Origin of the sequence: Mucilaginibacter sp. dw_454 (assembly GCF_018449775.1) — a bacterium.
In the GTDB taxonomy this organism is placed as follows: Bacteria; Bacteroidota; Bacteroidia; order Sphingobacteriales; family Sphingobacteriaceae; genus Mucilaginibacter.
In genome coordinates, this window is the sequence record NZ_JAAVVB010000003.1 from 30,696 (window position 1) to 57,402 (window position 26,707).

Below are 26,707 nucleotides of genomic sequence, written 5' to 3' on the forward strand. Positions count from 1 at the left end.
AATGTCGGCCAAGCGGAAAACAACATCGGGTATCGAAATTAAGGAGGTTTATACCGAACCTTCAAAAATGAATGAACTACCCGGCGAGTTTCCGTATACACGCGGTATCCAGAAGGACATGTATCGGGGCAAGCCCTGGACAATGCGCCAGTATGCCGGCTTCTCTACTGCCGAAGAATCAAACAAACGTTATCATTATTTATTGAGCCGGGGCACCATGGGCCTGTCGGTTGCTTTTGACTTGCCCACGCAGATAGGCTACGACTCTGACCATGAGCTGGCCGAAGGCGAGGTAGGCAAGGTTGGTGTAGCGATAGACTCATTAAAAGATATCGAGATCTTGTTTGACGGTATAAAGCTAAGCGACATCACCACGTCGATGACCATTAACGCAACGGCTGCTATTTTGCTGGCTATGTATATCGCGTTAGCAAAAAAACAGGGTGCAGATTTAAAGCAGCTGTCCGGAACAATACAGAACGATATATTAAAGGAATACGCCGCACGCGGCACCTATATATATCCGCCGGCACCGTCTATGCGGTTAATTACCGATGTTTTTGAGTACTGCAGTAAAGAGCTGCCAAAATGGAACACGATATCGATATCCGGTTACCATATCCGCGAAGCCGGCTCGACAGCGGTGCAAGAATTGGCTTTTACGTTGGCCAATGGTAAAGCCTATTTAAAAGCGGCGCTGAGCAAAGGTTTAGATATTAATGTTTTCGCTAAGCGATTATCTTTCTTCTTTAATTGCCACAATAATTTTTTTGAGGAGATAGCCAAGTTCAGAGCCGCACGCCGGATGTGGGCCAACATCACCAAAGAGCTGGGCGCTACAGACCCCGGCGCGCAAAAGCTGCGCTTTCATAGCCAAACCGGCGGCTCAACGTTAACCGCACAGCAGCCTTTAAATAATATAGTACGCACAACTACCCAGGCGCTGGCAGCCGTATTGGGTGGCACACAATCGTTGCATACCAATGGTTATGACGAGGCTTTGTCGCTGCCGACAGAGGCAGCTGCGCAAATAGCGCTGCGTACCCAGCAGATCATTGCGTTTGAAAGTGGCGTAACGGATACTGTAGACCCCTTGGCTGGTTCGTACTTTATAGAAGCGCTGACAGATGAGCTGGAAGCCGCCGCACTATTATATATAGGTAAGATAGACGCCATGGGCGGTTCGGTAAAAGCTATCGAGCAGGATTATATGCAGCAGGAAATTGCAAGTGCGGCTTATCAATACCAAAACGAGATAGAAAGTGGCGAACGTGTTATAGTAGGCGTCAATAAATTCGCACAGGCAGAAACGCCGGCAGGCAATGTTTTCAGGGTTGACGACACTATCCGTTTGCATCAAATTGAAAAAATAAGGCTCTTGAAGGCCGGAAGAGATAGCGTTGCAGTAGCAAAAAATCTGAAAAATCTGAAAGCTGCTGCCATTGGTGCAGATAATCTAATGTTGCCGATATTATCGGCGGTTGAAAGTTATGCTACTTTGGGCGAAATAGCCGATGTGTTGCGTTCTGTTTTTGGGGAGTATTAGAGCTAATAGGAGTGCAATCGAATGCCGGACTTGGTATTTCTCCACATCTTTGTCGTGCCGGCGGCGCGCGGTACAGGTCCTGACCTTGAGTTAAATAATAAATAAACGGCCTAAAACACTGTAAATTCAGTGTTTATTGTGAGTAAGGTTATGAACATGTTAATAACCCGCGAAATATAATTTATAAACTCCAAAAAACCACAAAAAAAGAACACTTTTTTTCAAATTTATTTTCACAAAAAATGCAAAAAGAATTTTTTACTCCGCTTTTTTTTTGAATATTCGATGTTCCGTAGCAGTCCCAATAAAAGTGTCGCTGGGGGTCTGAAAATCAATATCTTATTAAATACTGTATGGAAAAAACTTGTACTAACGTCTGGAATAGCTGTCTTCAAATCATAAAAGATAACATACCTGCGCAAAGCTTTAAAACTTGGTTCGAGCCAATTAAAGCATTACGCATGGAGGGCAGTGTCTTGACCATACAAGTACCAAGTTTATTCTTTTACGAATGGCTGGAAGAACACTATGTTCAGCTTTTACGTAAAACAATAAAAAAACAATTGGGTGATGATGGCCGTTTAGAGTACAACATAGTTGTTGAACAGTCATCAGCAAGCAAACCATACACAACTAATATGCCCTCAAACGGAAACGGTGCGGAGTCTAAGAATCAGTCGATGCCTATCCCTATTTCAATAAATAAGGATATTAAGAACCCGTTTGTCATTCCCGGCCTTAAAAAACTGAATGTCGATCCGCAATTAAACCGTCAATATACCTTCGAGAATTTTGTTGAAGGCGATTGTAACCGTCTGGCCCGCTCGGCTGGCTATGCGGTAGCGGCTAAACCGGGTGGTACTTCGTTTAACCCATTAATGATTTATGGTGGTGTAGGTTTGGGTAAAACCCACCTGGCACAAGCCATTGGCAACGAAATTAAACGCTCATTACCGGATAAGCTGGTATTGTATGTATCGTGCGAAAAATTTACACAGCAATTTGTTGATGCTTTAAAGCATAATAATATCAATGACTTTGTGAACTTTTACCAGGCTATTGACGTGCTGATCATGGATGATGTGCACAACTTTGCCGGTAAAGAAAAAACACAGGATTTCTTCTTCCACATATTTAACCACCTGCATCAATCAGGTAAACAACTCATCATTACTTCTGATAAAGCACCTAAGGACCTTGCCGGGTTAGAGGAGCGTTTATTATCAAGATTTAAATGGGGCCTAAGCGCCGATTTGCAGATCCCCGATCTGGAAACCCGTATGGCTATCCTGAAAAACAAAACTTACCAGGATGGTATTGAGTTGGGCGACGATGTGATTGAATATGTAGCGCATAACATTGATAACAACGTACGTGAGCTGGAAGGCGCCATGGTATCGCTATTGGCACAATCAACGCTTAACCGTAAGGAGATTGACCTGAATCTGGCTAAACAAATGTTGAAGAACTTTGTAAAAAATTCTTCGAAAGAGATCTCGATGGAATACATCCAGAACCTGGTTTGCGAGTATTTTGAAGTGCCTATTGATATGGTAAAATCACAAACCCGCAAACGCGAGATTGTGCAGGCGCGCCAAATCTCTATGTACCTGGCTAAGGCACACACCAAGAGCTCATTGAAATCAATCGGCCATTTCTTTGGCGGCCGAGACCACTCTACGGTTATTTACGCCTGCCAAACTGTTGAAGATTTAATAGATACCGATAAGAAATTTAAAGGCTACGTAGCCGATATCCAGAAGAAGTTGAAGATGTCTTAAAACAAATCCTTGGAAAAACCACTGTTAAGCGCCATTATGATATTCATAGTGGCGTTTTTGTTTGTTAACAAACGTTAAAGTTGTCAGATACTTTTCAGTTTATGTGAAACTAGTGTTTATATTTAAACTATAAACCTAATCGCATTAACCTAAATGAAAGCCATTATTCTATTTGCATTCGGCCTGCTTACGGTTGGTCAGTTAAAAGCGCAGCAGTCTGGTTTAAAGCCTGGCGATGAATTTGCTATTCAAACAACCAGTATAGAAACCCCGGCAGTTGGTAAAAAAGTAACCGGGACTGAAAATTACACCTTTCAATTTAAAGTATTAAACATTACTGCAGACAGCACTAAACTGGAGTGTAAGCTTGTTAAAGCCAAGATCTGGCAGGACGACAGGTTATACCGGATAAACTCAGACAGCATCCGTATTACCGAGTTGAATGCCTCTAACTTGCTCACGCAAATTATATTATTACAGGGCCCTGTTAATGTGGTGTTTAACGCACAAGGCAAATTTATGCATACCGAAGGGGTTGACGAGCTGATAAAGCAAGCTACCCAGCCATGGCATTTGCTGGATAATGTATTAGCTTATCAGAAGCCAAATATCGATGGCTTTTTGAGCATGGCTTTAAACCGGATGTTTTTTGAAGTGCCGAAAGAAAAACTAAGCTATCAATCAACCTGGACAAACGCCAATACCAAAACAACTTATAAAGTAACAGCTATTCGCGGCTCATTATTAGATATAGAACCGGTAACCCAGGATAAAAATGGTAGTCTGAAAATATTGTTGAACGAGGTGAATGGCCTGGTAGAAGATGCCAAGCTAAGTTACACACAAACCGGTGTACCAGACCCTAAGCACTATGTGAGCACGCAAAACATAGTTTATGGTAAAGCCGATGCGTCTGTTATAGACACCGCCTGGTTAAACATGGCCATACCATTAAGTTATTGGAGCGAATGGTTCAAAGATAAAACGGGCGAGATCGACTCGGCCAAAACTTATTCTTATTTCAATAAATATGAACCCATCTATAAAACCGATCCGTTTTTTGTTGTTGCAACACTAAGCAAGGCAAACTCTGCTAAAAGCGATGGCGCTTTTCAGGCCTATCGGGGGTTATTAGCAAAAACGCCTAATAAATACCTGGCTGGCGATTATTCACATTTATTTAATAAACTCCAATGGGCCGCAGATGTAAATCCCGATTCGGCGTATAATGTTATCAGGTATTTTTATAAAGATCAGGGATTTATAACCTGGTTGCAGGAGTCCTTTTCGCAAGCTTTTCTTAATGAAAAGCATGAGGTAGCCTCGCAGTTGATTGAAAAATTAAACGCCGACAAACAATTAGGCATACACTCGTTAATTTACCCCATGTACCTATGGACGATGGCCAAACAGCAGCCCAATAATGCTAAACTGCTAATAAGTAGCTATCACCAATTCATGAAGATGAATGATGTATACCTACATAAAGGGAACGGCACGCGCTACGCTTTGTTAACTTATAAAATGCTTATTAACGCCGGTAAGCAAAAAGAGGCGGAAAAATTGCTTGAAAAAACTACCCAAACGCTGGAACGTTTTAAGGCAGATACGCTAAACAAAAATCGTTATACCGACAAAAATATGCTGGCCTATGCTTATTATCTCAGGTATCAGTCGGTTGCTAAAACAGATTCGGCTGCTGCTTTACTATACCTGGCAAAAGCGGCGCAATATTCGCCACAGAATAACAAAGAAAAGACATATTCAAGCTTTTATGACCGGGCGTTTCTGGAATCAAAAGAAAGTTATGGAGATGAATATATAAATAAACTGATTGCCACCGGCGACATCGAGACTGCCTTAAAACTGTTTGCCGATAACATTACAGCAAACCCTGTTAACCTTGCCGACATGCAAAAAGTTTATGAGAAATATTTGCCAAACAGCAACTTTAAAGATTTTTTTAAAAACAAGGTAGTGAACAACTGGGCAGACGCGCCCGCTTTTGAATTAACGGGTATAGACGGTAAAAAATATGCGTTAAGCGATTATAAAAACAAATGGCTGGTAGTTGACTTTTGGGGCACATGGTGCGGCCCCTGTCGCGAAGAAATGCCTAAAGTGAATGAGTTTAACCAGGAACTGGTTAGCGGTAAACACAAGGGCATACATTTACTGAGTGTGTCCTGTTATGACGAAGCCCCGGCGGTTAAAACTTTTGTTACCAATAACAATTATGGTATTACGGTAGCTATGAGCGATAACGTGATACAGAAAAATTATAAAATAGGCGGCTATCCAAGCAAGATCCTAATCTCGCCAAACGGTAAAATGATAGATATACCTTTTGGAACCGACTGGCAAAGTGTGATTAAAAAGTTTAATGAGTTGTACGCTGCTAACTGATTTAAAAAAGATGCTTACCTGACGCAAACGAATTAATTTTAATTTTAATTTTTTCAGGATTATTAAGTAAAATTGATAGTTGCTTTTAATTGGCAACTTTCCCCCTTAATGGCTATCCACAAACCCAAACAAATATTGCTGGTTGACGATGATCAGTTGTTCTTGAAACTGATTGAACAGGTATTTAAAAAATCAGGGTTTGTTTGCACGCGCGCGCCATCGGCCGAGGCGGCTATTGAAATATTGGAAAAGGGCGGAGAGATGCCTGATTTGATCTTGTCAGACTACGAGATGCTGAAAATGAACGGTTTCGAGTTTCGTCGCTATTTAATGAACGATACGAAGTTTCAGGATATCCCTTTTGTGTTCCTCACTTTCTTCTCTGATAAGGATTTGATGGAAAAAGGGCTTGACCTGCAGGCTATCGATTATGTAATAAAAGATACGCCTATCAACGTAATAGTATCCAAAGTAAACAACATTCTGTTTACAGTTGATAAGCAGCGCGAGCTTTCTGAAAACGAAGTAAAGAAGGCGGCTAAATCGCTTAACATAAAATCTATCCCGGTTAAATCGCCGCATATTGAATCGTTTAAAGTTGATTTTTGGCACCAGGCGTATCATGATATCCCGGGTGGCGACTTTATCGACTTTATAAAAGTTAATGACCGTTATCACTTTATTGTTTTGGGCGATATTATGGGCAAAAAGTGGATGGCCTGGTTCTTTACCTTCGGCTTTCTAAGTTATGTGCGGTCGGCAGTGCGGTTTGCGGCTTTTAATAATGAATATTCCACCTCAAAAATATTGCAGCAGGTTAATGCTATCATTTGTTTTGATGAGGTCTTGAAAGATATTTTATCAAGTTTATCTTTATTATTGATTGATAGCGAAACTAATAAAATTACCTATTCTGGCGCCGGCGATTTGCCTTTGCTACATTACAGCCTTGAAGCCGATGAATTGAATATGGTTAGCTCATCAGGTTTATTGTTAGGGCTTTTTGAAGAAGGAAATTATAGCGAAAAGGAGATTCAGCTAAAACAAGGCGATCGGTTATTTATCTTTACTGATGGCATGATTGATTTTATTGATGCAACCGGCAAGAAAAGTGATTACAATCAATTTTTGAAGACTTTGAAGCCTTTTATGGAAAAAGAGAATAACTTTACCGATATAGCATCAAAATTATTTAATAATAATCTAAACGAGCAGGTTGACGATCGAAGCATAATTAGCATATATAAGAACTAATATGATTAAAGTATACAAAGAACTTGACGACATTTTGTTAGTGAAGCTGGATATTAAAGAAGCCAGCCTTGAAAACGGTGATGCATTTAAAGCCGAGGTAATTAAGCTTTTTGAAAAACAGCAAAAATCAATAGCTATTGATATGAGTTCGGTCGAGTATATTGACAGCTCTTTTTTAGGGTCGATTGTTTCTGTCTTTAAGCATTTGATCTCGTTTAAATCAGAACTGGTATTGGTGGGCCTGAGTAAAGATATCACCAACTTGTTTGCCTTAACCAGGTTAGATAAGGTTTTTAAGATCTACAATAATTTTGACGAAATATCTAAGTAATAAAAATATGGCTGAACCAGTAAGCAAACAGTTTTTATTACCTAATAGCCGGCAATCTATAAAATCATCGGTAGAGGAGTTGCTTGATTTTATTGTTAAGCAATTGCCTGATCATGTAAATAAAGAGGCAATTAGTTTCAAAATTGAGGTAATACTAATTGAGTTATTAACCAATGGTATTAAACACGCAGGCACCAAAGAAACGTTTTTGGATATAACCGTTAGCGAAAAAAACATTCATATCGATAAAAAAGATTTTGGTAACCGTTACCAACCCGGTAACATAACGTCATTACTGATTTATGACCCCGGATACCGCGAGTTATTAACTAAAGACGGGCTGCACAGCATGTATGCTGTAGTTGAAAGCGATACCCAGATTAAATTTGTTTGTGAAGAAATGGACGACGACACCCCGCTTGATGTGGGTAACCTGATGGAACATTTTGGTTTATTGATCATCACTAAAGCCTCTGATAGCTTTACGTATGAGTACGATATCGCCAAAGGTCTGAATACGTTCAGCGTGTTTATTGAGCTTTAGCGCTTCAGGACGTAACGTCGGGGTCTTTATCTCTTTGGTGCCTTTCGGGTTTTATTTCTGATTGGATAATTTCTTTTCTAAATTCCTGCTCGTCTTTGCGGTCATTCCTGATTAGCCACGTAATCAACAATACTATTGCCACAATGAGGGCGCCAACCCACCAGTAATTAATATCTACGATCATAGGATTTTGTAATTGATTGCTATAAAAATCGGCTGTAGAGATTAATTGAGCGTTATGGCTTGATTAAAATTTAATAGCGAGATCTCAAAAAAATGTCATCTCGACCAACGGGAGAACTATTTTCTTGAGCGGAGCGAAAAAATCTATACACATACGAAGTATTTAATGCAAGTGTATAGATTTCTCGCTGTGCTTGAAATGACAAGGCGGAAAGAAATAAAAAAATGCCTAAACCAATTTGCTAAGCGCCGCTTTTATCCTTGGCATTGCATCCTCAATATCCTGCAAAGTGCATGCACCTACAGAGGCACGGAACCAGGTAACGCTATCGTCTGTACCAAAGGCAGAGAATGGTACAAAGGCAATCTTCGCCTCTTTGATCAAATAAAAGTTTATATCAGCCGAATCTTTAAGTACTGCTCCATCCGGCGTTTTTTTACCGGTATAGTCTAGCTTAACCGTTAGATAAATAGCACCCATTGGCGCAATTGAGTCTACCTGGAAACCATCAGCCTTTAAAGACTGGAAGCCATTGTGTAAAGCATTTAAGCTGGCTTGTACGCTGCCTTTTAGCTTAGTTAGATAAGCATTAACCGCGGCGTCATCCAATATATATTTAGCCATAGCTACCTGCTCGGCCTTTGGCGACCAGGCGCCCATGTGGCCAACAATAGCTTTCATATTGTTGATCACGCCTTCAGGGCCAAAGCCCCAGCCTACACGTACACCGGTAGCGGCAAAGCATTTAGATGCGCCGTCGATGAATATTACATAGTCGCGCAACTCGGGACGCAGCGTAACCGGGTCAAAATGCTGGTTGTCGCCAAAAGTTAATTGCGAGTAAATTTGATCGTATAAAAAGTAAAGTGGTTTCTCACCTGCTGTACGGGTTTTGTTTTCGGCAATCACCATGTCGCAGATCTCTTCCAGGTCCTTTTTGTTAAACATGGTGCCTGTCGGGTTCAGTGGCGAGCATAGTGCCAGCAAAGCTGCACCTTTAATATGAGGCCGTAATTCGTCTGCCGTAGGCATAAAATTATTTTCGGCACGGGTTTGTACCATAATACCTTCGGCTTTCAGCAAGTCGCAGTAATGGTTATTGTTCCATGACGGCGCCGGGAACACTACTTTATCACCCTCGTCAACCACGGCCAAATAAGTAGAATAGATCAACGGGCGAGATCCGCCCGAGATCAGGATCTCGTTAGATTTATAATTTAAACCCAACCTGTTTTTCAAAAATGCCGACACACTTTCACGCAATGCCAAAACACCATCAGCAGGCGGATAGTTGGTTTGATTAGCTGCATATGCATCAACAATATCTTGCTTCAATTCATCAGGGATAGGATAGATGTTAGAGTCGTAATCACCAATGGTTAGGTTGGCAACATTCTGTCCCTGGCGTTTTAATTCATTGACCTCGCCGGCTATCTTGATAATTTCAGAGCCGCGTAGATTTTCGGCTAATGCAGATACTTTCATTCTGTTTAAGCTAAAAGGGCAAAGGTGAAAGCTGAAAGCTTGCCTTTACCCTTTATTGTAGTTTGTTAATAATTTATTGAAGCTTGAAGCTTTATGCTTTGGTCTTTATGCTTTTAGCTTACCCTGCCAACGGCTTTCGCAATTTAATGATTCGTACCCAGTGCATGGCTTTCATGACAGGATAAACCGGATCAAACTCAAACCATTTTGCGGCAAAGTTTGAATTATTGGGGCGCTTGTGGTGATTGTTCTGAAACAATTCGCCAAGCATCAAAAGATCAATGAAAAATGTGTTTTTTGATTTGTCGCCGTTGTCAAAATTCGAGTAACCATATTTGTGGCCGCACCAGTTTACAATAGCGCCGTGGATAGGGCCCATCATAAAATGGATAGGCAATAACAAAAACATCCACCAATGGGTAGCAAAAGCAACATAGAATGCCACGTAGCCTATGCCAAATAAAATGCGAGACATATAAGTAGATCCCCAATAGTCAACCAGGCGCCACTCGGGGTAGTTGCCTTTAAATTGCGCATCAGGCTCTTTAAGACGTTTCTCGTACAATTTATAACTCTGCGCCGTGCGCCACATCATCTGGAAAACGTCTGTAAAAAAATAAGGTGAGTGCGGGTCTTTTTCGGTATCACTGTAGGCATGATGCTCGCGGTGCATGATAGCGTAAGCACGCGGATTTAAATACGAAGAACCCTGGCAAATAAAGGTAAGCATGTGGAAAACACGCTCATTTATTTTATGGGTACTAAACATTTTATGTGACGCGTAGCGATGTAGAAAGAAGGTCTGGAAAAACAATGATAAGAACCAATGTGCCAGAAAAAATATTAAGATAATCACTAATTGATATGGATTTTACTGTGTTTATAATTAACGGCAAAGATACCATTTTAGTTTTTATGCCAGTTAAACTTATTGTTAAATTAACCGATAGGGTAAAATCGACTTCGGCTTACTGAATTTTGCTTCGGATTTTGAATTTAAAATCAATTTTAATGACTTATAAGTCATTTTTTAAAATATGAAGAGACGACTTATTTAAAAATTGATTTATATTTATAAAAGCAACCAGTAAGCCAGTAAAACCTATTTGCCGATCAGATCTGAAAATGCCCAATCCATTAAAACCGCTTGCCGACTTGCTGATATTGATAGTGAAAATGACTTTTAGTGCCAGTTTTGCCAAAAGTCTTTTAAGTGATAGATCGTAACCCTAAAAAAAGAAATTAAATAAAGCGAAGTCAAAGCAATTGTAAGTTGAGTGTTTTGTTTGTTGTGTATCTCTAATGCAAAATAAGTTCAACCTAAACCTTATCCTTGCTAAATAAGGCCCGTTAAAGGGCCTGCAACTGCAATTGCTTTGACTATGCTAATAACATCGAAACCTAAATCTTGAGTATGTGTGTAAACCGCCTGGTCTTTAAACGCCCCGGCGGTTTTTTATTTCAAAAAGGTCTGCCAGTAATTTGTACGATTGCAGGCGGTCATCAAACTCTTCGGCAATGGTTACCGCTATGATCTCATCAATATCGTAGCTGTCGGCTAGTTGGCTGAGGCGGGTTTTCACCATCTCCGGCGATCCTGCCACCACGCGCTGCCGGTTATAACGGATACGATCCTGCTCTTGCAGGGTATATTCTACGTCTTTAATGTCGTCATAATTATACGGCGATAATCCCATGCCGCGCTCAAACTGTATGAAACGGTGATCCATCAGTGCTTTGTGCTGCATTACCTTTTCAGGGTCTTCGCTACAAAAAACAAATATGGCCATGTTTACCTCGGGCTGCTGCAAATCTTCTGAGGGTTGAAAGCGCTCGCGATATTGCTGTACAGCTGCCGGCCCGCCAACCGGGCTAATAAAATGCGCGAACGAAAACCCCATACCAAAATGGGCCGCAAACAAACCACTCTGCCCGCTTGAGCTTAGCAACCACATAGCCGGAACTGTTTGTACCTGCGGAATGGCCCGTATTTTTTGATGGATAGTTCCGGGATCTGCACGGTCATGAAAATAGTTGCGCAGATCAGCCAGTTGTTCAACAAAATCCTGCTCGGCGAAATGGTTTGATGGGTTTAATATGGAGGCAGTAATACGGTCGGTACCCGGCGCGCGGCCCATGCCCAAATCTACCCGGCCCGGTGCCAGTGCTTCCAGCATTCTGAAATTTTCGGCAACTTTAAGCGTGCTGTGATTAGGCATCATGATACCACCAGAGCCTACGCGGATGTCTGTTGTTTGCGATGCCAGGTAGGCTATCAGTACTTCGGGCGTTGAACCTGCTAAACTGCCGGTGTTATGATGTTCTGATACCCAAAAGCGGGTATAACCCAGCCCATCGGTATATTTTGCCAGTGCGATGGTTTCCTGTACGGCTTGCTCGGCAGTCAGACCCTTGCGGATAGGCGACTGGTCTAACACGCTCAAGCGAATGTTTTTTGTGCTCATAGTAGTAAATGAACACAAAAGTACTTAGCCTGTTGCGGTTAATGTACAACAGCCGGGTATTATGGCACTAAGCTTACAGTAGGCTAGTTTTGAACTTTATAGCTGGTCAATGTTTCGTGCGATTTTTGATTGTTGGGTTGCCCCGCATCCGTATCTATCTCAATTATTCCAACATTTTTGGCCACGTAAAAATCAATAACCTGGTAGGTTTCAAAAGCGCCGGTAATGTTATACTGTAGGAGCAATTGGCTGTGCGACACATTTTTAAAGGTATTACCAGACAGGGTCATGGTTGTATCGCTATTAAGCACTTTGCCTATGATTTGCGCCGGGAAGCCGGCCAGCTTGCCGTCGTCTGTAACAGGCGCTGTCCAGGTTTGTCCGGCGGCAATGTTGTCTTTTAAGTATAAGTATTCAACCGTGTTGCCAAAACCTATAATGGTAGAACGGATGGAGTAACTGTCGTTGCCATGATAAAAATAGGTGGTGCCACTTAAGCTATCCGTTTTATCGGTAGCGGCATAATAAGTTTTGCCGTTAATGGTGGTATGGTCGCCCGTCATGGTCATGGTCTCATCCATGGTTGGCCCGGGGGTGTATACCTGGTGGTAGGTCCAGGTGCTGCCTTTTGTAGTGGGTTGGTAACCATCAGCAGTACCGGCAGAACCGGTATTTGACATGTCTGGCGTATCTAATTTGCAATTGGAAATTGAAAAAGCAAAAAGTAAGGCAAGTAATTGATAGCGCATTTTCATAGTTGCTAATTAGGGTATAAGGTTGATAATCAAAAGGTTTTTCAAATTTAATATAATATTCGAAAAAACAAATTCTCGTCCCGTACCCTAGCTCTGGAAATGATATAAGAAAACTACCGAGCCTGTATACGCCGGTTTTTTCTCGTTTTCAATCTCCATCGTAACACCAATAGTAGCTTTGGTAATGCCGCGTAAATTGGCTACCGCTTCCAGTTTGGCAATTAAGCGCACACGGCTGTTAACTACCACTGCCTGTGCAAAGCGGATATTTTCAATACTGTAATTAATCTGCATTTTTAGATTCTGCACATCGGCTATCTGATGCCAGAAATAGGGGAGTAATGATACCGTTAAATAACCGTGAGCAATGGTAGCTTTGAACGGACTTTCGGTTTTTACACGCTCTTCGTCAGTATGAATCCATTGGTGGTCGATAGTAGCTTCTGCAAACATATTGATCTGCTCTTGGGTGATGGTGTGCCACGCAGACACGCCCAGTTGCTGGCCCAAATGCGATTCGAACTCTTCGTAGTTTTTAATAATGATCATAAAATCAGGTTTATTTTAGTAGGGGCCTGCTGTTTGTGCAGGCCCTACTAAAGTAATAAACCTAAATCATTACACCAAAACCGATCCGCCATCAACAACAATTACCTCGCCGGTGCTATAACGCTGACGCATCAGGTATAGGTAACTTTCGGCCAGATCATCGGCTTCGGCCACAAATTTTACCGGTAGGCTGTCGGCAAAGCTGGTATAAAAACTTTCCCGGTCGGCCTCGGGCATATTGCTCCACAAATTAGTTTTAACCACGCCGGGGCAAACTAAATTTACTCTTATCGGCGCCAGCTCAATAGCCATGGCCCGGGTAAAACCTTCCATCGCTGTACATATACTTGCGCCAAGCGACCATCCGCTTTGCGGTCTTCGGCTCGCAGTCCCCCCGCTTAAAGTAATAGAGCCACCTTCATTAATATTTGGCGATGCGTATTTAACGGCAGTGAAAGCGCCCCAATAACGCACATCGAAAAAACGCTTTGCATCGGCTAATGAAACATCGGCTATTTTAGACAGATTCAGGCTTTCGCCTGCAGTAAATACCAAATGGTCAAATTTTCCCAAATCGGCGAACAGGCTCTTAATTTGTTGTTCGTTAGTTAGGTCGGCAGCAATGCCTTTACTGTTTGCAGGTAGTTGGCTCAAAGCCGCATCAATGCGCGATTGATTGCTGGATATTATAATTACTTCGGCGCCCTCGACAGCGGCTGCTTTCGCAGTTGCCAGGCCTATACCTGAGCTGCCACCTAATACAATTACTTTTTTGTTGGATAAAGATGATTTTGAATGTTGTGTTGTGCTTTCCATTATTTAAATGTTTTGATAGCACAAATGTCCGCAGCAAAAAATCTGCGACACTTAACAATTGGTAAAAAGCAAAAGCTACTTAATATTTCTGCGGATGCGACTGAGCGATTGCGGTGTAATGCCCAGGTAAGAAGCTACATCGCTTAACGGAACACGTAAGGCAATCTCCGGCTGGCGCATCAGGAACATTTTGTACCGGGTGGTTGAGTCATAACCCAGATAGCCGTTCTTCAGGTCAATCTTATCCAGCAAAGCTTGCTGGGTTATCTGGTCTATGAGCGATTTTAAATAAGGCAGCTGGCCGTAAAGTTTAGTAAGCGATGCACGGCTGAAAACCAATACCTCTACATCGCAAGCGGCACTGATGCTTTCGTGCGCTATGGTGTTGTTGTTGAAGCTGTTTAGGATGCAGCAAAACTGGTTTTCCTTTAAAAAGAAATAAGTAACCTGCGTGCCCTGCTCATTCAATACCATAATGCGCAAAACGCCATTGCAAATAAAATACATTTCCCGGCAAATGGTATCGGCATGAAAAAGGTATTCGCCTTCTTTATAGCTGCGCGACTCTGTAGCTGCGATGATTAATTGTTCGTCAGCGGGCGGTATGGCGTGGAACAGTTTAAGAAAGGCTATAAGCGGATTGGTCATCGCTCAAAAATAGGGAAAAAGCTAACGCACCACAACAAGTCTGTCATGCTGAGTCAATCGAAGCATGAGCGCAAAGGCCAATAATCGTTTACCCATTTCCGACGCTCATCCTTAAAAAATTGTCATTGCGAGCGTAGCGCGGCAACCGCACGCGTTCAAGCCTTTCTCCGTGCGATTGCTTCGTCGTTCCTCCTCGCAATGACAATAAATCCTTATTACTCCGCAATCAAATAAACCTGACCCGTTTGCGCACCCAACACGCTCTTAACATACCCTTGCGTAACCTTAGCCATACTAACCGGTATATGCCCCGGGAAATATGGGAAATAAGCCGGCGACTCTTCAACCACATCCGGCGCTACTGAATTAATACGCACGCCATGATCCAACTCGACAGCGGCCGAGCGCACAAAGCCGTCAATAGCGGCATTGATAGCGCTAACCGCGGTGCCATAAACAATCGGGTCGTTAGCTAATGAACCTGAGGTTAGCGTGAACGAACCTTTTGGGTTGATGTAATGCTGACCGATCAATACCAAATTAACCTGCCCCATTAATTTACTGTTAATACCTTTTCTAAAATCGGTATCATTCAACTGGTTAAACGGACCGAAATGTCCATCTCCGCTGGCGCTTACCAAGGCGTCAAATTTGCCCACCTGTTTAAAGAATTTTTCAATCGATTCGGTTGAAGTGATATCAACCTGGTAGTCGCCGCTTTTAGAGCCGGCGGTAATGATTTCGTGGTCCTTTTTTAAGGCTGCTACCACGTGCTTGCCTATAGTGCCGCTGGCACCTACGATAATGATTTTCATAATGTGATTTTATTGATGGTTCTCAAAAACTTCTTTAGCGTGCGCCAATGCATTGCTTACCGCAGCGCCACCGGCATAAAAGGTCATCTGTAAAATTACTTCAACAATTTGTGTTTTACTAGCCCCTAGTTTTAGTGCGGCGTCAATATGTGCCTTTAATTGCGGCACGGTATGGCCCAGGGTGGTGCATGAGGCGATGAGCAAATATTCACGGGTAAGCAGGTCCAACCCCGGCCGGGCCATAATGCCCTGCATGGCCCATTCAATGGTCATGTCGACAAAATCCGGGCAAATGTTTTTCAAATTATTAACCAGTTGCTCGCCGGCCTGGCCTCCGTGTAGCTGGTTCAAAAGAGCGAGGCCTTTTTGATAGGTCTCTGATTTAACAGTTTCCATAGTATCTGTGTTTTTTTGACAATATTAGGCCAATACTTTACATTTGTCAAGTAATGGCACAATAGTCATGTATTGACAAATTTGTCACTATTGTTAAGCGTCAATATGTTAGCAGAAAAAATAATTGAAAAAAAATACGATCAGGCTTGCGACTGCCCAATCACCGCAGCTATTGGCATCGTTGGCGGCAAGTGGAAACCCGTCATTATCTGGGTATTAATGCCAGGCTCAAAACGTTTCGGCGAATTACATAAAACCATCCCCGGCATCGCCCTCAAAGTATTATCGCGCCAGCTAAAAGAACTGGAAGCCGATGGGATCATTAGTCGCAAAGTGTTTGCAGAAGTGCCGCCCAGGGTAGAATATACGCTGACAGAAAAAGGCCGCTCATTGCAGGCTGTTATGGATTTATTGGCTGATTGGGGTAGGGTTAATATTGTAGAATCGAGTTGAACTTATCAATACGTCATCGTGAGCGAGGTACGAGCGTGACGATCTCCGGGTCGCTTCGTCAGCTTATCGCTCGTCTAGCGCTCAATCGCCGCTAAGGCTTTGTTCTTTTGTCTTGATACAAAAGAACCAAAAAATCAAGTCAGCAAAAAGGCTTCTTTGCGCGCTAGGCCTTTGCCCTGCAAATCAAACAGAATCACAAGGCCGCAATCTTTTTGCCCCGCTTCGCTCGCACAGACCCTAGCTTCAGCAAAAAGTTGAATGCCTTCTCCCGCCCACTAGGCCACCATATTCTGTTTGCTTTCACCCGAAGCTGGTTTGCTGACGGTTTTAGGCTACAAAGATGAATCTTCAAAAAATAAATGTTCTTTCTGGTAGGTGGGATATTGGAACAATCCCGATAGCTATCGAGACAAGATGACAAATCTACAATGTGTGCAACACCGTCAGACGCAGAGCTTCAGGCGAAGACGATAAAACAATGGTGGCCTTGTGCGGCTGCAGGGCTGTCGGGAATGTTGCCTGAAGCGGTGGCTCAAGTGCGACAACAGGCGGCAACAGGCCCCTGCCCAGGTTTTATCGGCGTGCAGCGCAAAGGCCCTGAGTGGAGAAGCATTGCGTATGACTTGATTTTTTGTTACTTTTTCATCAAGGAAAAAGTAATGGGCCTTAGCGGCCAAGAGCGCTCACAAAGCGATAAGTAAATCAGCAATATTGTTTTATTGATTATTTAAATGTTTTATCGATTGTTTAAATGCCTTTAAAGGCATTATGAGCTTGCTAAGTCAGGCCTCCCACGGCATGATGCGTAATGGCCTGTCGGAGAAAAACGGCGCTGTTGAGTGAAACAAAAAAATACTTAAAAGTCATTTTTACTGTTTCATTTTGTTTCACTCAAAATGCCTAGTTATCTGAAAAACAATAGATTAGTTAAAAATTTTGTTTCACTTGTTTCATCTGTTGCACACACAAGTGAAACAAAACAGTCTATTTAAACATATTCTTCAACGCCGCCAGTTTCACCGCCATATCCGTCTCCGTCTCGGCCTCTCTCTTTTTAGGCTGATTGTTGTAATTAGGCTTGTTCTGCTGTTGTTTGGGCCTGTCCTGGTTTGCAGGTCGAACGTCGCGCTTTGGCTCGTCGGTCTTCATAGATAGCGAGATGCGCTTACGGGCAACGTCAACCTCCGTTACTGTCACTTCCACCTGTTGGTGTACCTTCAATACCTCATTAGGGTCCTTAATAAAGCGGTTGGTGATCTGGCTTAAATGCACCAAGCCATCCTGGTGTACGCCTATGTCTACAAAGGCGCCAAACGCGGTTATATTGGTTACGATGCCCGGCAGCTTCATGCCCGCTTTCAAATCGGTAATGGCATTCACGCCATCCGTAAAGCTAAAGGCTTCGAACTGCTCACGCGGGTCGCGGCCCGGTTTGGCCAGTTCGGCCATGATATCGTTTAGCGTAGGCAGGCCCACGGTTTCGGTAATGTAGCTTTGTAGCGGGATGCTTGCACGTAGCTTATCGTCGCGCATTAGGTCGGCCACGGTACAGCCTTTGTCTTTGGCCATCTTTGCCACCAATGGATAGCGTTCTGGGTGCACAGCGCTGGCATCTAATGGGTTCTCTGCATTATGAATGCGCAGGAAGCCTGCTGCCTGCTCATAGGCCTTATCACCCAGGCGAGGCACCTTCTTCAACTGCTCGCGCTGCTTGAAGGCGCCGTTCTCATCGCGATACTCCACAATCTTCTGCGCTAGTTGCGGCCCTAAGCCTGATACATAAGCAAGGATCTGCTTAGATGCGGTGTTCAGCTCAACACCTACGGCATTCACCGCGCTGATGACGGTGTCATCCAAAGAGGCTTGCAGCTTGTTCTGGTCCACATCATGCTGGTACTGGCCCACACCAATTGATTTAGGGTCGATCTTTACCAACTCGGCCAATGGGTCCATCAGCCTGCGGCCGATAGATACGGCACCCCGCACAGTAACATCCTTATCCGGAAACTCCTCGCGCGCTACATCAGAGGCCGAGTAGATAGACGCGCCGCTTTCGTTCACCATCACAATGTTCACGCCCGGCAGGTTAAGCTTACGTACAAATAGCTCAGTCTCACGGCCGGCGGTACCATTGCCAATGGCAATGGCCTCGATATTGTATTTCTCAAACAGATGCTGAACGGTCTTCTCAGCTTCTTTAGCCTGGCCCGCACCCGTATGCGGGAACACTGCGGTATATTCTAATAGCTTACCCTGCTCATCCAGGCAAACCACCTTGCAGCCGGTACGGAAGCCCGGATCAATAGCCATGGTGCGTTTCTGACCCAGCGGGGCAGCCAGTAGTAATTGGCGCGCATTCTCGGCAAACACACGGATGGCCTCTTCATCGGCTTTCTTCTTCGTCAACAAGCGCACCTCGGTTTCCATCGACGGGCGTAACAGGCGTTTGTAGCCGTCGGCAATCGCCTGCTTAACCTGATCGGCAGCAGCGTTATGGCCGGTAACGAAAGCTTTCTCCAGAGCGTCGATGGCTTCATCTTCGGGTGGCATGACGTCAAGGTATAGAATCTCTTCTTTCTCGCCCCTGCGCATAGCCAGCACACGGTGTGAGGGCGCCGATTTAACCGGCTCTTCCCACTCAAAGTAGTCTTTGTATTTGATGCCTTCGGTTTCTTTGCCCGGTACCACACGGCTTTTGAACGCTCCTTTGGTCACAAACAGCTCACGGACCTTGGTGCGCACAGCAGCGTCTTCGCTAATGTGCTCAGCAATGATATCGCGGGCGCCACCTAGCGCATCTTCAATGCCGACAACGCCTTTGTCTTCTGCTATATACTTTTGGGCTTCAGCCTCAACGTCAAACTTGTTTTGCGTCAGTAGCAGATCGGCCAGCGGCTGTAATCCTTTCTCACGGGCGGCAGTAGCGCGCGTTTTGCGTTTAGGACGATAGGGTAGATAGATGTCTTCTAACAGCACCATGGTTTCGGCAGCGTTGATCTGTGCCTCCAGTTCGGGCGTTAACTTATTCATGTCCTTCAGCGAGTTTAGTATGGCTTCACGGCGCTTGTCCAGCTCGCGCAGTTGCTGTATACGGTCGCGGATGCCGGCCACCTGTACCTCGTCAAGGCTGCCGGTTATCTCCTTGCGGTAACGGGATATGAATGGGATAGTAGCGCCCTCATCAAGTAAATTGGCAGTAGCAATAACTTGTTTTTCGGCTATCGAAAGCTCAGTGGCTATCTTTTTATAGTGGCTCGTCATATATACTTTATTGGGAAAGCGAAAATCGGTTTATGCCGAGAGATGTCAAAGGAGTGTTGGTAAATAAGTCGGCGATGAATATCGGACCGAATACTGAATGTCGAATAATGAAGAAGGGTTTACTTCCTCCCCTTCGTTAAATTCTTCTCCACCCGGTACTTCACAACCTTTTCAATCAGTTCCAGCGGCATAGGCTTGTCTAGCGGGAATTGTAGTGTGCCTCTGCCGGCTTGATATTGCGCTGTCTCGGCTTCAAAAGCCTCAATACCCATTGGGGCAGGGTAAAAGCCGATGTGCTTTTTATAACCACCGAAATGCACCAGGTTGCCGTTTAGTACAAACGTAGGGATGCCGTATTTAATATCCTCTGTAGCATCGGGAGCAGCGTTGTGGATGGTTTGACGGATAGTTTGTAATTGGGCTTGTACATCCTCCGGAAAGTCTGCTATGTACTCGTCTATGCTTTTTGCCTGCTTCATGGTTCTAGTTTTAGGGTTAATACAAAACTAAGGCCCGATGGGCAATTACATCGCGGGCGAAACGGACATATTTAGGGGTGAATTGCGACAAGGGATAACAAAAATGGCGATGGGGTCAACCCATCGCCATTAAATTCTTATAATAGGGCTAACATTTACTTAGCTACCCACTTATTATCAGCAGGGGTGGCATCCATAAATATACCACCATCAAGTGTAATTGATTTAGCAGTTTTAGAAGCTTTGATAGTTATAGTGATATGCTTTTGGTCTTTCTCCCAAACCTGCGATGTAGCATGTGTGCTTTGCGTGGTGCCATCAGCATAAGTAACAATGGCATCAAACGGTGCGGCAAAACCGCCAACATTAGCTACGCTTATTTTATAACCACCGGCTACAGCCTGGGCGCTCTCCAGTTTCAGATCGATATAGCCATTGGTGAAGAACCAGTTGTTAAAGAACCAGTTCAGGTTTTTGCCTGAGCCGGTGTTCATCGAGTTAAAGTAATCCCACGGAATAGGGTGTTTGCCATGCCAGTTGTCCATATAAGTGTGTAACGCTTTCTTAAATACAGCATCGCCCAGCATATCTTTTAGGGCCAGATAGCTTAATGACGGTTTGCCGTAAGCATTGTTACCATAACCCTGGCGCAGTTCGCTGGTTGGGGTGATGATGGGTAGGTCCTCCATGGTTGAGGGGTCATTAATGTAGTTCACAATCCTGAATTTCTTATAAAAGTCATCGGCTTTCTGTTTGCCGTTTTCTACGGTGCCTATCAGCAATTCAAGCGTGGTGGCCCAACCTTCGTCCATAAAGCCATAGCGGGTTTCGTTGATGCCCATGTAGAATGGGAAATAAGTGTGCGCCTGCTCGTGGTCCTGCACTAACTGTGCAAAGGTTAGGTCCTCTTCATGGCTGTCATTCACCATCATTGGGTATTCCATATCGGCAAAACCCTGGAAAACAGTCATTTTAGGGAAGGGGTAAGGTACTCCCGGCCAGTTGTGCGAGAACCAACCTAGTGCGTTACGGCTCCATTGTACTGAATGATGAAAATCTTCAGACTTATCAGGATAGGCTGCCTGCACGCTGGTTATGCGGTGTGTAGCATCGTCAACTAAAACGCTGGCTGCATCCCAATTATAATGGTCGCTAATACCAACGGCCATGTCAGATATATCTGTAGCGGTCCATGTCCAGGTGTTGGTTTCGTTTTGTGCGGTGACGTTCTTAGCGGCCAGATCAGCAGGCGTAGCAATGTGGATAGTGCTGTCGCTGGTCATGGATTGCTGCAGACGTTTGGCAAACTCCGGTTGTAAAACCTTATCGGCATCGCGCAAAGTACCGGTGCTCCAAACGATATAGTTTTTAGGAACAGTAATATTCAGCGTATAGTTATTGAAGTCGTTATAGAACTCCTGGGCGTCTAAAAATGCTAAAGTATCCCAGCCGTTGTAATCATCATACACAGAAACACGTGGATAGAAGTAAGCCAGGTAGAAAGTGGTAGAATCTATCACGCCCTCACGGCCGCTTTCTTTGGATAGATCGAAATGCCAATCAATGGTCATTTTAACAGAATCATGCGGCATTAGCGGCGTTTTCAGGCCCACCATTTGGTTAGTGCCCGAGATCTTTGCATTATCCCAGTTTACTTTATGGCCGGCAATATCAAAGTTATCTATCTGAGTGCCCGGTGTCATATAATCATCGCTTACACTGCCAAAGCGGGCGACACCCGGGCGGTGAATGTTCATGATCAACTTCATATTTAGCCTTTTCAACGTATCGGGGCTATTGTTATAATAGGTGATCTGCTCGGTGCCCTTAACCGTGCGGCCCGGTGGCGTTAAGGTGATGGATATATTGTAATTACCCGTATTTTGCCAATAGTTTTTGCCGGGTTTACCGCTGGCATCACGGGTGCCTTTGTTAAAGGCTTTCTGGATATCGCGAGGTGTGTACAGGCCCTGCGCGTTTGCCTGCACTATAAACAGGCATAGTAAGGCCGAAATGGAGATGGTTTTGAGCATCGGTTAGCGTTTAATAATAATTCAGTTAATTGAGACGTAAAAGTAGTAATTACTACTTTGATTTTGATGATGGGTGAAATGTTACAGGGCGGGCGAAAAATATACACGCTCGGAAGACGCAAAATATTGCGTCTCTACATAAGCAGCACTAGCCCAATAATCCTAAACCCGATTGCAGCGAATACCGGCCTGCGCCTAAAGCCTGTGCCGTATAAGCGTAAAGCGGGGCTATCAATACCAAAGAACCACTGGCATTGCTTTTCAAATAGCTTGATAACCCCTCCCTTCCCCTCCCAAGGGAGGGAATCGCACAAACCTCTGCTTTTTATCTGTTTATGAAAAAGATCGCTCGATATATGTCATTTAACTACGTAGCCAACTAACTTAATAAAACTAATAACAAAAAGGTATAAATCCCCTTGCAAGTAATAGAAATAACCGTATCTTTGCAGTCCCGAAAAAGCGGGGTTATATTAATATTTTAATAATTTAATTTAAAGCAAGTGAATACGTTAAGTTACAAAACTGTCTCAGCCAACAAAAAAACCGTTAACAAACAATGGGTTGTTGTTGACGCGGAAGGCGAGATTTTGGGGCGCTTGTCTACTAAGATCGCAATGATCATTCGTGGAAAAAACAAGCCAGAATTTACCCCGAACGTAGACTGTGGTGATAATGTAATAGTTATCAACGCAGACAAGGTTAAGTTGACCGGAAACAAATTCAGCGATAAGCAGTATGTTTCATACACTGGTTATCCAGGTGGTCAGCGTTTCATTTCTCCTAAGGAGTTAATGGCAAAACATCCTACACGCGTAATTGAAAAAGCGGTACGTGGTATGTTACCTAAAAGTCGTTTGGGCAAAGCATTGTTTGGCAATCTGCACGTTTATGCAGGTACCACACACCCACATGAAGCTCAAAACCCGAAAGCCATTTAATTAAAAAACTAAGGAAAAAGAAATGCCAACAACTAACACTTCAGGCAGAAGAAAAACAGCCGTTGCACGTATCTACCTTACTGATGGTAGCGGTGCAATTACCGTAAACGGTAAAGATTACAAAGAGTACTTCCCTACATTGCCATTGCAATACATCGTTACTCAGTCAACTGAGGTTTCTGGTTCAACCGGATTATTTGATGTAAAAGTAAATGTTGCAGGTGGCGGTGTAAAAGGACAGGCAGAAGCCGTTCGTTTAGCTATTGCAAAAGCTATTGTTGAACTTGATGCTGATAAGAAACCTTCTTTACGCGCTAAAGGTTTAATGACACGTGATAACCGTATGGTTGAGCGTAAGAAACCAGGTCGTAAGAAAGCTCGTAAGAGATTCCAATTCAGTAAACGTTAATATTTTAAGGAGGACAACACAATGGCAAGAACAACATACGACGAGTTACTGGACGCAGGTGTACACTTTGGTCACCTTACCCGCAAATGGGATCCGAAAATGTCTCAGTACATTTTCATGGAGCGTAATGGTATCCACATTATCGATTTAAATAAAACCTTATCAAAGGTTGAAGAAGCTGCTGCAGCTATAAAACAAATTGTAAAATCAGGACGTAAAGTTTTATTCGTAGCTACTAAAAAGCAAGCGAAAGACATCGTTGCTGAATATGCAAAAGGTGTAAACATGCCTTTCATCACAGAACGTTGGTTAGGTGGTATGTTAACTAACTTTGCTACGGTACGTAAGTCAATCAAAAAGATGTCTAACATCGACAAGTTGACTAAAGACGGTACTTACACTAACCTTTCTAAAAAAGAAAGATTGATGATTCAGCGTGAGCGCATCAAATTAGAAACTTTATTAGGTGGTATTGCTGATCTGAATCGCTTACCGGCTGCATTGTTTTTAATTGACGTTAAAAAAGAGCACATCGCAGTATCTGAAGCATTAAAGTTAAATATCCCAACCTTTGCAATGGTTGATACTAACTCTGATCCTTCAAACATCGATTTCCCTATCCCGGCTAATGATGACGCTACCAAATCAATTTCATTGATCACCGGTATCATTATCAAAGCTATCGAAGAAGGTTTAGACGAGCGCAAACGCGAGAAAGACGACGAAGCAGAAAAAGAAGCAGCACAGGCAAAAGCGAAAGTTGATGCTCCGGAAGTTGCTGACAAAGCTACTCCGGCAGGCGAAGGCAAAAGAGTCCGCAAATCTCCGGTTGAAGCATCTGCTGCTATCGAAGAAGAAGCGCCAGCTGCTGCTGATACTACAGAAGAGTAATAATATTTAGTCGTAAGTCTTGAGCCTTTAGTCTTCATAGACTTTAGGAGTCAGGGCTTACGACTTTTAACTTATAATCAAAAACAAGATGTCTACAGTACAAATCTCTGCATCAGATGTAAATAAACTGCGCCAGCAAACAGGTGCAGGTATGATGGATTGCAAAAAAGCTTTAACAGAAACCAATGGTGATTTTGAAGCTGCTATTGATTTTTTAAGAAAAAAAGGTGCTAAAGTAGCTGCCAGCCGTCAAGACCGCGAGTCTAACGAAGGTGTGGTTATTTCACGTACATCTGCCGATGGCAAACGCGGTGTGATCATCGAGTTAAACTGCGAAACTGATTTCGTAGCTAAAAATGCTGATTTTGTTGCTTTTGCTAACGCGATTGCAAATGAAGCCGTTGAACAAGCTCCAAAATCATTGGAGGAATTAAATCAACTTACTATCGATATTGAAAATACACGTTTAACAATTGCTGAGGCTTGCATTGACAAGACCGGTAAAATCGGCGAGAAAATCGGCGTATCTAAATACGAAGTTATTGAAGGCGATAAAGTTATTGCTTACATCCACGGTAATTTCCGTTTAGGTGTATTGGTTGGCTTAAGCAAAAACGTTGATGGTGCTGACGAAGCAGGTAAAGACGTTGCTATGCAAATTGCTGCAATGAACCCGGTTGCTATTGATAAAGATGGTGTTGACGCTACCACTATTGAGCGCGAATTGGAAATTGCTAAAGAGCAAATCCGTGCAGAAGGTAAACCAGAAGCAATGGTTGAAAAAATTGCTGCCGGCAAACTGAATAAATTTTACAAAGACTCAACCCTGTTAAACCAGGAGTTTGTTAAGGATTCTTCAAAAAGCGTAGCTCAATTTTTAGATACGGTTGAAAAGGGCCTTACGGTAACAGCCTTTAAGCGAGTGGCTTTAGGAGCTTAATCATATTTAATCCCCCGATATTATCGGGGGATTTTTTTTGACCTTATTTTTGCGAACGCAATCATTGCGTTCAATATCAAACTGTAGAGACGCAATATTTTGCGTCTTTGTAGTGAATACCAACATGCGGGAGACGAAATTAGACCCCGGCAATTAAACTGATCGAATGAAAACGGCTTTACATAATTTTAGGCTGATAACTGATGGTGAAATCACCGGCGGGAATGCTGTTGTTATTGAAGACGGAAAGATCATTGACGTCATAGCGGATACTCAAATTCCTAATGACGCTGAAAAAATCGACTTAAATAATAATTACCTGGCGGCAGGTTTGATTGATCTGCAGGTTTATGGCAGCGGAGGCAAATTATTAGGAGAAATATACAAGGAAGAAGCCCTTGCCCAAATGGAGGCCGACTTCTTGACACAAGGTACCACCGGTTTCCTGGCTACCATTGGCACCAACAGCGACGAACTTTTTGAAAAAGTTATTATCGCAGCCAAAAATTACCGTGATAACAGTATCGGTAATTTTTTAGGTCTGCATTTGGAAGGTCCTTTTCTAAATCCGCTACGCAAAGGTGCACACCTGGCTGAGTTTATGCACAAGGCCCCGCTTGATAAAGTAAAACGATGGCTCGACCTGGGGGATGGTGTTATTAAAATGATGACTATAGCACCCGAGTTACAGGATGATGAGGTAATCAATTACCTTAATGATCACGGTGTGATCTTATCGTCCGGCCATAGCAATGCAACTTATAAAGAAGGTAAATCTTTTCTAAACAACCCGGTAAGAGCAGTAACGCATTTGTATAATGCCATGCCGCAGATGCATCACCGCGAGCCTGGTTATATACCCGCGATTTTTGAAGAGCGGCCCTATGCCAGCATTGTTGCCGACGGTGTGCATGTTGACTTTGCAATGGTACGTTTGGCTAAACGCGAATTGGGCGATAAGCTTTTCCTGATAACCGACGCTGTCACCGAAACTACCGAGGGGATCTATCCGTTGCACGAATTGCGCGGTAACCATTATGTAATGCCGCCCCATTATACCTTATCTGGCTCATGCTTAACTATGCTGAAAGCGGTACAAAACTGCGTGGAGCACGTAGGCATTGATTTGGCAGAAGCTATTAATATGGCCTCGCTTTATCCGGCCCAATTAATAGGCGTTGCTAATAAAGGGAAGGTTGAAAAAGGCTGTATTGCGGATTTGATTGTGTTTGACGATGCGTATAAGGTTGAGGCCGTAGTACTCAATGGCGTAATAAAAACTACATAAAATTTTAACAATAGCTTTAAATACATATTTTTGACAA

The 26,707-nt window shown here is 43.4% G+C and carries 25 protein-coding genes; 12 read left to right on the forward strand and 13 right to left on the reverse strand.

From position 1 onward, the window contains the following. Window position 1: 1 nt before the first annotated feature. The 6 genes from HB679_RS10570 (at window position 2) to HB679_RS10595 (ending at window position 7,862) form a co-directional block, all read left to right on the forward strand. Window positions 2-1,546 carry a methylmalonyl-CoA mutase family protein gene (locus tag HB679_RS10570; RefSeq protein ID WP_214071951.1) on the forward strand — a complete coding sequence of 515 codons (1,545 nt, stop codon included), beginning with the start codon at window positions 2-4 and terminating at the stop codon, window positions 1,544-1,546. Window positions 1,547-1,899: 353 nt separating this feature from the next. After that, window positions 1,900-3,327, forward strand: a complete 1,428-nt coding sequence (gene dnaA, locus HB679_RS10575; protein ID WP_144247776.1) for a chromosomal replication initiator protein DnaA — start codon at window positions 1,900-1,902, stop codon at window positions 3,325-3,327. 153 nt (window positions 3,328-3,480) lie between these two features. Further along, the gene (locus tag HB679_RS10580) at window positions 3,481-5,733 is read left to right on the forward strand and encodes a TlpA disulfide reductase family protein (protein ID WP_214071952.1); all 2,253 of its coding nucleotides are present in this window, start codon (window positions 3,481-3,483) and stop codon (window positions 5,731-5,733) included. A gap of 108 nt (window positions 5,734-5,841) precedes the next feature. Then, window positions 5,842-6,987, forward strand: coding sequence for a SpoIIE family protein phosphatase (locus HB679_RS10585; RefSeq protein WP_214071953.1), 1,146 nt, complete (start codon window positions 5,842-5,844; stop codon window positions 6,985-6,987). Between the two features lies 1 nt (window position 6,988). Beyond that, window positions 6,989-7,318, forward strand: coding sequence for an STAS domain-containing protein (locus tag HB679_RS10590; RefSeq protein ID WP_214071954.1), 330 nt, complete (start codon window positions 6,989-6,991; stop codon window positions 7,316-7,318). A 7-nt stretch (window positions 7,319-7,325) separates the two neighbouring features. Beyond that, entirely contained in the window at window positions 7,326-7,862 is a 537-nt protein-coding gene (locus HB679_RS10595) for a hypothetical protein (protein ID WP_214071955.1), read from the forward strand. Between the two features lie 4 nt (window positions 7,863-7,866). Here the strand turns inward: HB679_RS10595 and HB679_RS10600 are convergent, their stop codons facing one another. The 10 genes from HB679_RS10600 to HB679_RS10645 form a co-directional block, all read right to left on the reverse strand. Continuing rightward, window positions 7,867-8,046, reverse strand: coding sequence for a hypothetical protein (locus HB679_RS10600; protein ID WP_214071956.1), 180 nt, complete (start codon window positions 8,044-8,046; stop codon window positions 7,867-7,869). A 228-nt stretch (window positions 8,047-8,274) separates the two neighbouring features. Beyond that, the gene (locus tag HB679_RS10605) at window positions 8,275-9,531 is read right to left on the reverse strand and encodes an aminotransferase class I/II-fold pyridoxal phosphate-dependent enzyme (RefSeq protein WP_214071957.1); all 1,257 of its coding nucleotides are present in this window, start codon (window positions 9,529-9,531) and stop codon (window positions 8,275-8,277) included. Between the two features lie 118 nt (window positions 9,532-9,649). Then, window positions 9,650-10,387, reverse strand: coding sequence for a fatty acid desaturase (locus HB679_RS10610; RefSeq protein ID WP_214071958.1), 738 nt, complete (start codon window positions 10,385-10,387; stop codon window positions 9,650-9,652). 580 nt (window positions 10,388-10,967) lie between these two features. Next, window positions 10,968-11,996 (reverse strand): LLM class flavin-dependent oxidoreductase, encoded by a 1,029-nt coding sequence (locus HB679_RS10615; protein WP_214071959.1) that lies wholly within the window; start codon window positions 11,994-11,996, stop codon window positions 10,968-10,970. A gap of 83 nt (window positions 11,997-12,079) precedes the next feature. Then, window positions 12,080-12,751: a hypothetical protein gene (locus tag HB679_RS10620; RefSeq protein ID WP_214071960.1), complete on the reverse strand. Its 672-nt coding sequence runs from the start codon at window positions 12,749-12,751 to the stop codon at window positions 12,080-12,082. A gap of 87 nt (window positions 12,752-12,838) precedes the next feature. Further along, window positions 12,839-13,300 (reverse strand): MaoC family dehydratase, encoded by a 462-nt coding sequence (locus tag HB679_RS10625; protein ID WP_214071961.1) that lies wholly within the window; start codon window positions 13,298-13,300, stop codon window positions 12,839-12,841. Between the two features lie 69 nt (window positions 13,301-13,369). After that, window positions 13,370-14,116, reverse strand: coding sequence for an SDR family oxidoreductase (locus tag HB679_RS10630; protein ID WP_214071962.1), 747 nt, complete (start codon window positions 14,114-14,116; stop codon window positions 13,370-13,372). Between the two features lie 75 nt (window positions 14,117-14,191). Further along, window positions 14,192-14,764 (reverse strand): cyclic nucleotide-binding domain-containing protein, encoded by a 573-nt coding sequence (locus tag HB679_RS10635; protein WP_214071963.1) that lies wholly within the window; start codon window positions 14,762-14,764, stop codon window positions 14,192-14,194. Window positions 14,765-14,979: 215 nt separating this feature from the next. Further along, entirely contained in the window at window positions 14,980-15,579 is a 600-nt protein-coding gene (locus HB679_RS10640) for a short chain dehydrogenase (protein ID WP_214071964.1), read from the reverse strand. Window positions 15,580-15,588: 9 nt separating this feature from the next. Next, window positions 15,589-15,975 (reverse strand): carboxymuconolactone decarboxylase family protein, encoded by a 387-nt coding sequence (locus HB679_RS10645; protein WP_214071965.1) that lies wholly within the window; start codon window positions 15,973-15,975, stop codon window positions 15,589-15,591. Window positions 15,976-16,080: 105 nt separating this feature from the next. Between HB679_RS10645 and HB679_RS10650 the strand changes: the two genes are divergently transcribed. Beyond that, complete coding sequence (locus HB679_RS10650) at window positions 16,081-16,428, forward strand: helix-turn-helix domain-containing protein (RefSeq protein WP_218625308.1); 348 nt, start codon at window positions 16,081-16,083, stop codon at window positions 16,426-16,428. A 984-nt stretch (window positions 16,429-17,412) separates the two neighbouring features. Here the strand turns inward: HB679_RS10650 and HB679_RS10655 are convergent. The 3 genes from HB679_RS10655 to HB679_RS10665 form a co-directional block, all read right to left on the reverse strand. Next, complete coding sequence (locus HB679_RS10655) at window positions 17,413-19,689, reverse strand: Tex family protein (RefSeq protein ID WP_214071966.1); 2,277 nt, start codon at window positions 19,687-19,689, stop codon at window positions 17,413-17,415. Window positions 19,690-19,808: 119 nt separating this feature from the next. Further along, window positions 19,809-20,168, reverse strand: a complete 360-nt coding sequence (locus tag HB679_RS10660) for a DUF1801 domain-containing protein (protein WP_214071967.1) — start codon at window positions 20,166-20,168, stop codon at window positions 19,809-19,811. A gap of 155 nt (window positions 20,169-20,323) precedes the next feature. Then, the gene (locus HB679_RS10665; protein WP_214071968.1) at window positions 20,324-22,201 is read right to left on the reverse strand and encodes a M1 family metallopeptidase; all 1,878 of its coding nucleotides are present in this window, start codon (window positions 22,199-22,201) and stop codon (window positions 20,324-20,326) included. A gap of 503 nt (window positions 22,202-22,704) precedes the next feature. Between HB679_RS10665 and rplM the strand changes: the two genes are divergently transcribed. The 5 genes from rplM (at window position 22,705) to nagA (ending at window position 26,670) form a co-directional block, all read left to right on the forward strand. Further along, window positions 22,705-23,142 carry a 50S ribosomal protein L13 gene (rplM, locus tag HB679_RS10670; protein WP_214071969.1) on the forward strand — a complete coding sequence of 146 codons (438 nt, stop codon included), beginning with the start codon at window positions 22,705-22,707 and terminating at the stop codon, window positions 23,140-23,142. Between the two features lie 22 nt (window positions 23,143-23,164). Further along, complete coding sequence (gene rpsI, locus HB679_RS10675; RefSeq protein WP_214071970.1) at window positions 23,165-23,551, forward strand: 30S ribosomal protein S9; 387 nt, start codon at window positions 23,165-23,167, stop codon at window positions 23,549-23,551. A 21-nt stretch (window positions 23,552-23,572) separates the two neighbouring features. Beyond that, on the forward strand, window positions 23,573-24,442 hold the full coding sequence (gene rpsB, locus HB679_RS10680) for a 30S ribosomal protein S2 (RefSeq protein ID WP_214071971.1): 870 nt from the start codon (window positions 23,573-23,575) through the stop codon (window positions 24,440-24,442). Window positions 24,443-24,530: 88 nt separating this feature from the next. Beyond that, a complete protein-coding gene (tsf, locus tag HB679_RS10685) occupies window positions 24,531-25,382 on the forward strand; it encodes a translation elongation factor Ts (RefSeq protein WP_214071972.1) in 852 nt (283 codons plus the stop codon). 166 nt (window positions 25,383-25,548) lie between these two features. Continuing rightward, window positions 25,549-26,670: an N-acetylglucosamine-6-phosphate deacetylase gene (nagA, locus tag HB679_RS10690; protein WP_214071973.1), complete on the forward strand. Its 1,122-nt coding sequence runs from the start codon at window positions 25,549-25,551 to the stop codon at window positions 26,668-26,670. Window positions 26,671-26,707: the final 37 nt, after the last annotated feature.

Bases quoted from the DNA above. Each gene is read 5' to 3' on its own strand.
- HB679_RS10665 (WP_214071968.1), bottom strand. From the start codon at position 22,201: ATGCTCAAAACCATCTCCATTTCGGCCTTACTATGCCTGTTTATAGTG.
- HB679_RS10620 (WP_214071960.1), bottom strand. From the start codon at position 12,751: ATGAAAATGCGCTATCAATTACTTGCCTTACTTTTTGCTTTTTCAATT.
- HB679_RS10655 (WP_214071966.1), bottom strand. From the start codon at position 19,689: ATGACGAGCCACTATAAAAAGATAGCCACTGAGCTTTCGATAGCCGAA.
- HB679_RS10585 (WP_214071953.1), top strand. From the start codon at position 5,842: ATGGCTATCCACAAACCCAAACAAATATTGCTGGTTGACGATGATCAG.
- HB679_RS10615 (WP_214071959.1), bottom strand. From the start codon at position 11,996: ATGAGCACAAAAAACATTCGCTTGAGCGTGTTAGACCAGTCGCCTATC.
- HB679_RS10580 (WP_214071952.1), top strand. From the start codon at position 3,481: ATGAAAGCCATTATTCTATTTGCATTCGGCCTGCTTACGGTTGGTCAG.
- rpsB (WP_214071971.1), top strand. From the start codon at position 23,573: ATGGCAAGAACAACATACGACGAGTTACTGGACGCAGGTGTACACTTT.
- HB679_RS10660 (WP_214071967.1), bottom strand. From the start codon at position 20,168: ATGAAGCAGGCAAAAAGCATAGACGAGTACATAGCAGACTTTCCGGAG.
- HB679_RS10630 (WP_214071962.1), bottom strand. From the start codon at position 14,116: ATGGAAAGCACAACACAACATTCAAAATCATCTTTATCCAACAAAAAA.
- HB679_RS10635 (WP_214071963.1), bottom strand. From the start codon at position 14,764: ATGACCAATCCGCTTATAGCCTTTCTTAAACTGTTCCACGCCATACCG.
- HB679_RS10625 (WP_214071961.1), bottom strand. From the start codon at position 13,300: ATGATCATTATTAAAAACTACGAAGAGTTCGAATCGCATTTGGGCCAG.
- HB679_RS10645 (WP_214071965.1), bottom strand. From the start codon at position 15,975: ATGGAAACTGTTAAATCAGAGACCTATCAAAAAGGCCTCGCTCTTTTG.
- HB679_RS10640 (WP_214071964.1), bottom strand. From the start codon at position 15,579: ATGAAAATCATTATCGTAGGTGCCAGCGGCACTATAGGCAAGCACGTG.
- dnaA (WP_144247776.1), top strand. From the start codon at position 1,900: ATGGAAAAAACTTGTACTAACGTCTGGAATAGCTGTCTTCAAATCATA.
- HB679_RS10600 (WP_214071956.1), bottom strand. From the start codon at position 8,046: ATGATCGTAGATATTAATTACTGGTGGGTTGGCGCCCTCATTGTGGCA.
- tsf (WP_214071972.1), top strand. From the start codon at position 24,531: ATGTCTACAGTACAAATCTCTGCATCAGATGTAAATAAACTGCGCCAG.
- nagA (WP_214071973.1), top strand. From the start codon at position 25,549: ATGAAAACGGCTTTACATAATTTTAGGCTGATAACTGATGGTGAAATC.
- HB679_RS10605 (WP_214071957.1), bottom strand. From the start codon at position 9,531: ATGAAAGTATCTGCATTAGCCGAAAATCTACGCGGCTCTGAAATTATC.
- HB679_RS10650 (WP_218625308.1), top strand. From the start codon at position 16,081: ATGTTAGCAGAAAAAATAATTGAAAAAAAATACGATCAGGCTTGCGAC.
- rpsI (WP_214071970.1), top strand. From the start codon at position 23,165: ATGCCAACAACTAACACTTCAGGCAGAAGAAAAACAGCCGTTGCACGT.
- HB679_RS10590 (WP_214071954.1), top strand. From the start codon at position 6,989: ATGATTAAAGTATACAAAGAACTTGACGACATTTTGTTAGTGAAGCTG.
- HB679_RS10570 (WP_214071951.1), top strand. From the start codon at position 2: ATGTCGGCCAAGCGGAAAACAACATCGGGTATCGAAATTAAGGAGGTT.
- HB679_RS10595 (WP_214071955.1), top strand. From the start codon at position 7,326: ATGGCTGAACCAGTAAGCAAACAGTTTTTATTACCTAATAGCCGGCAA.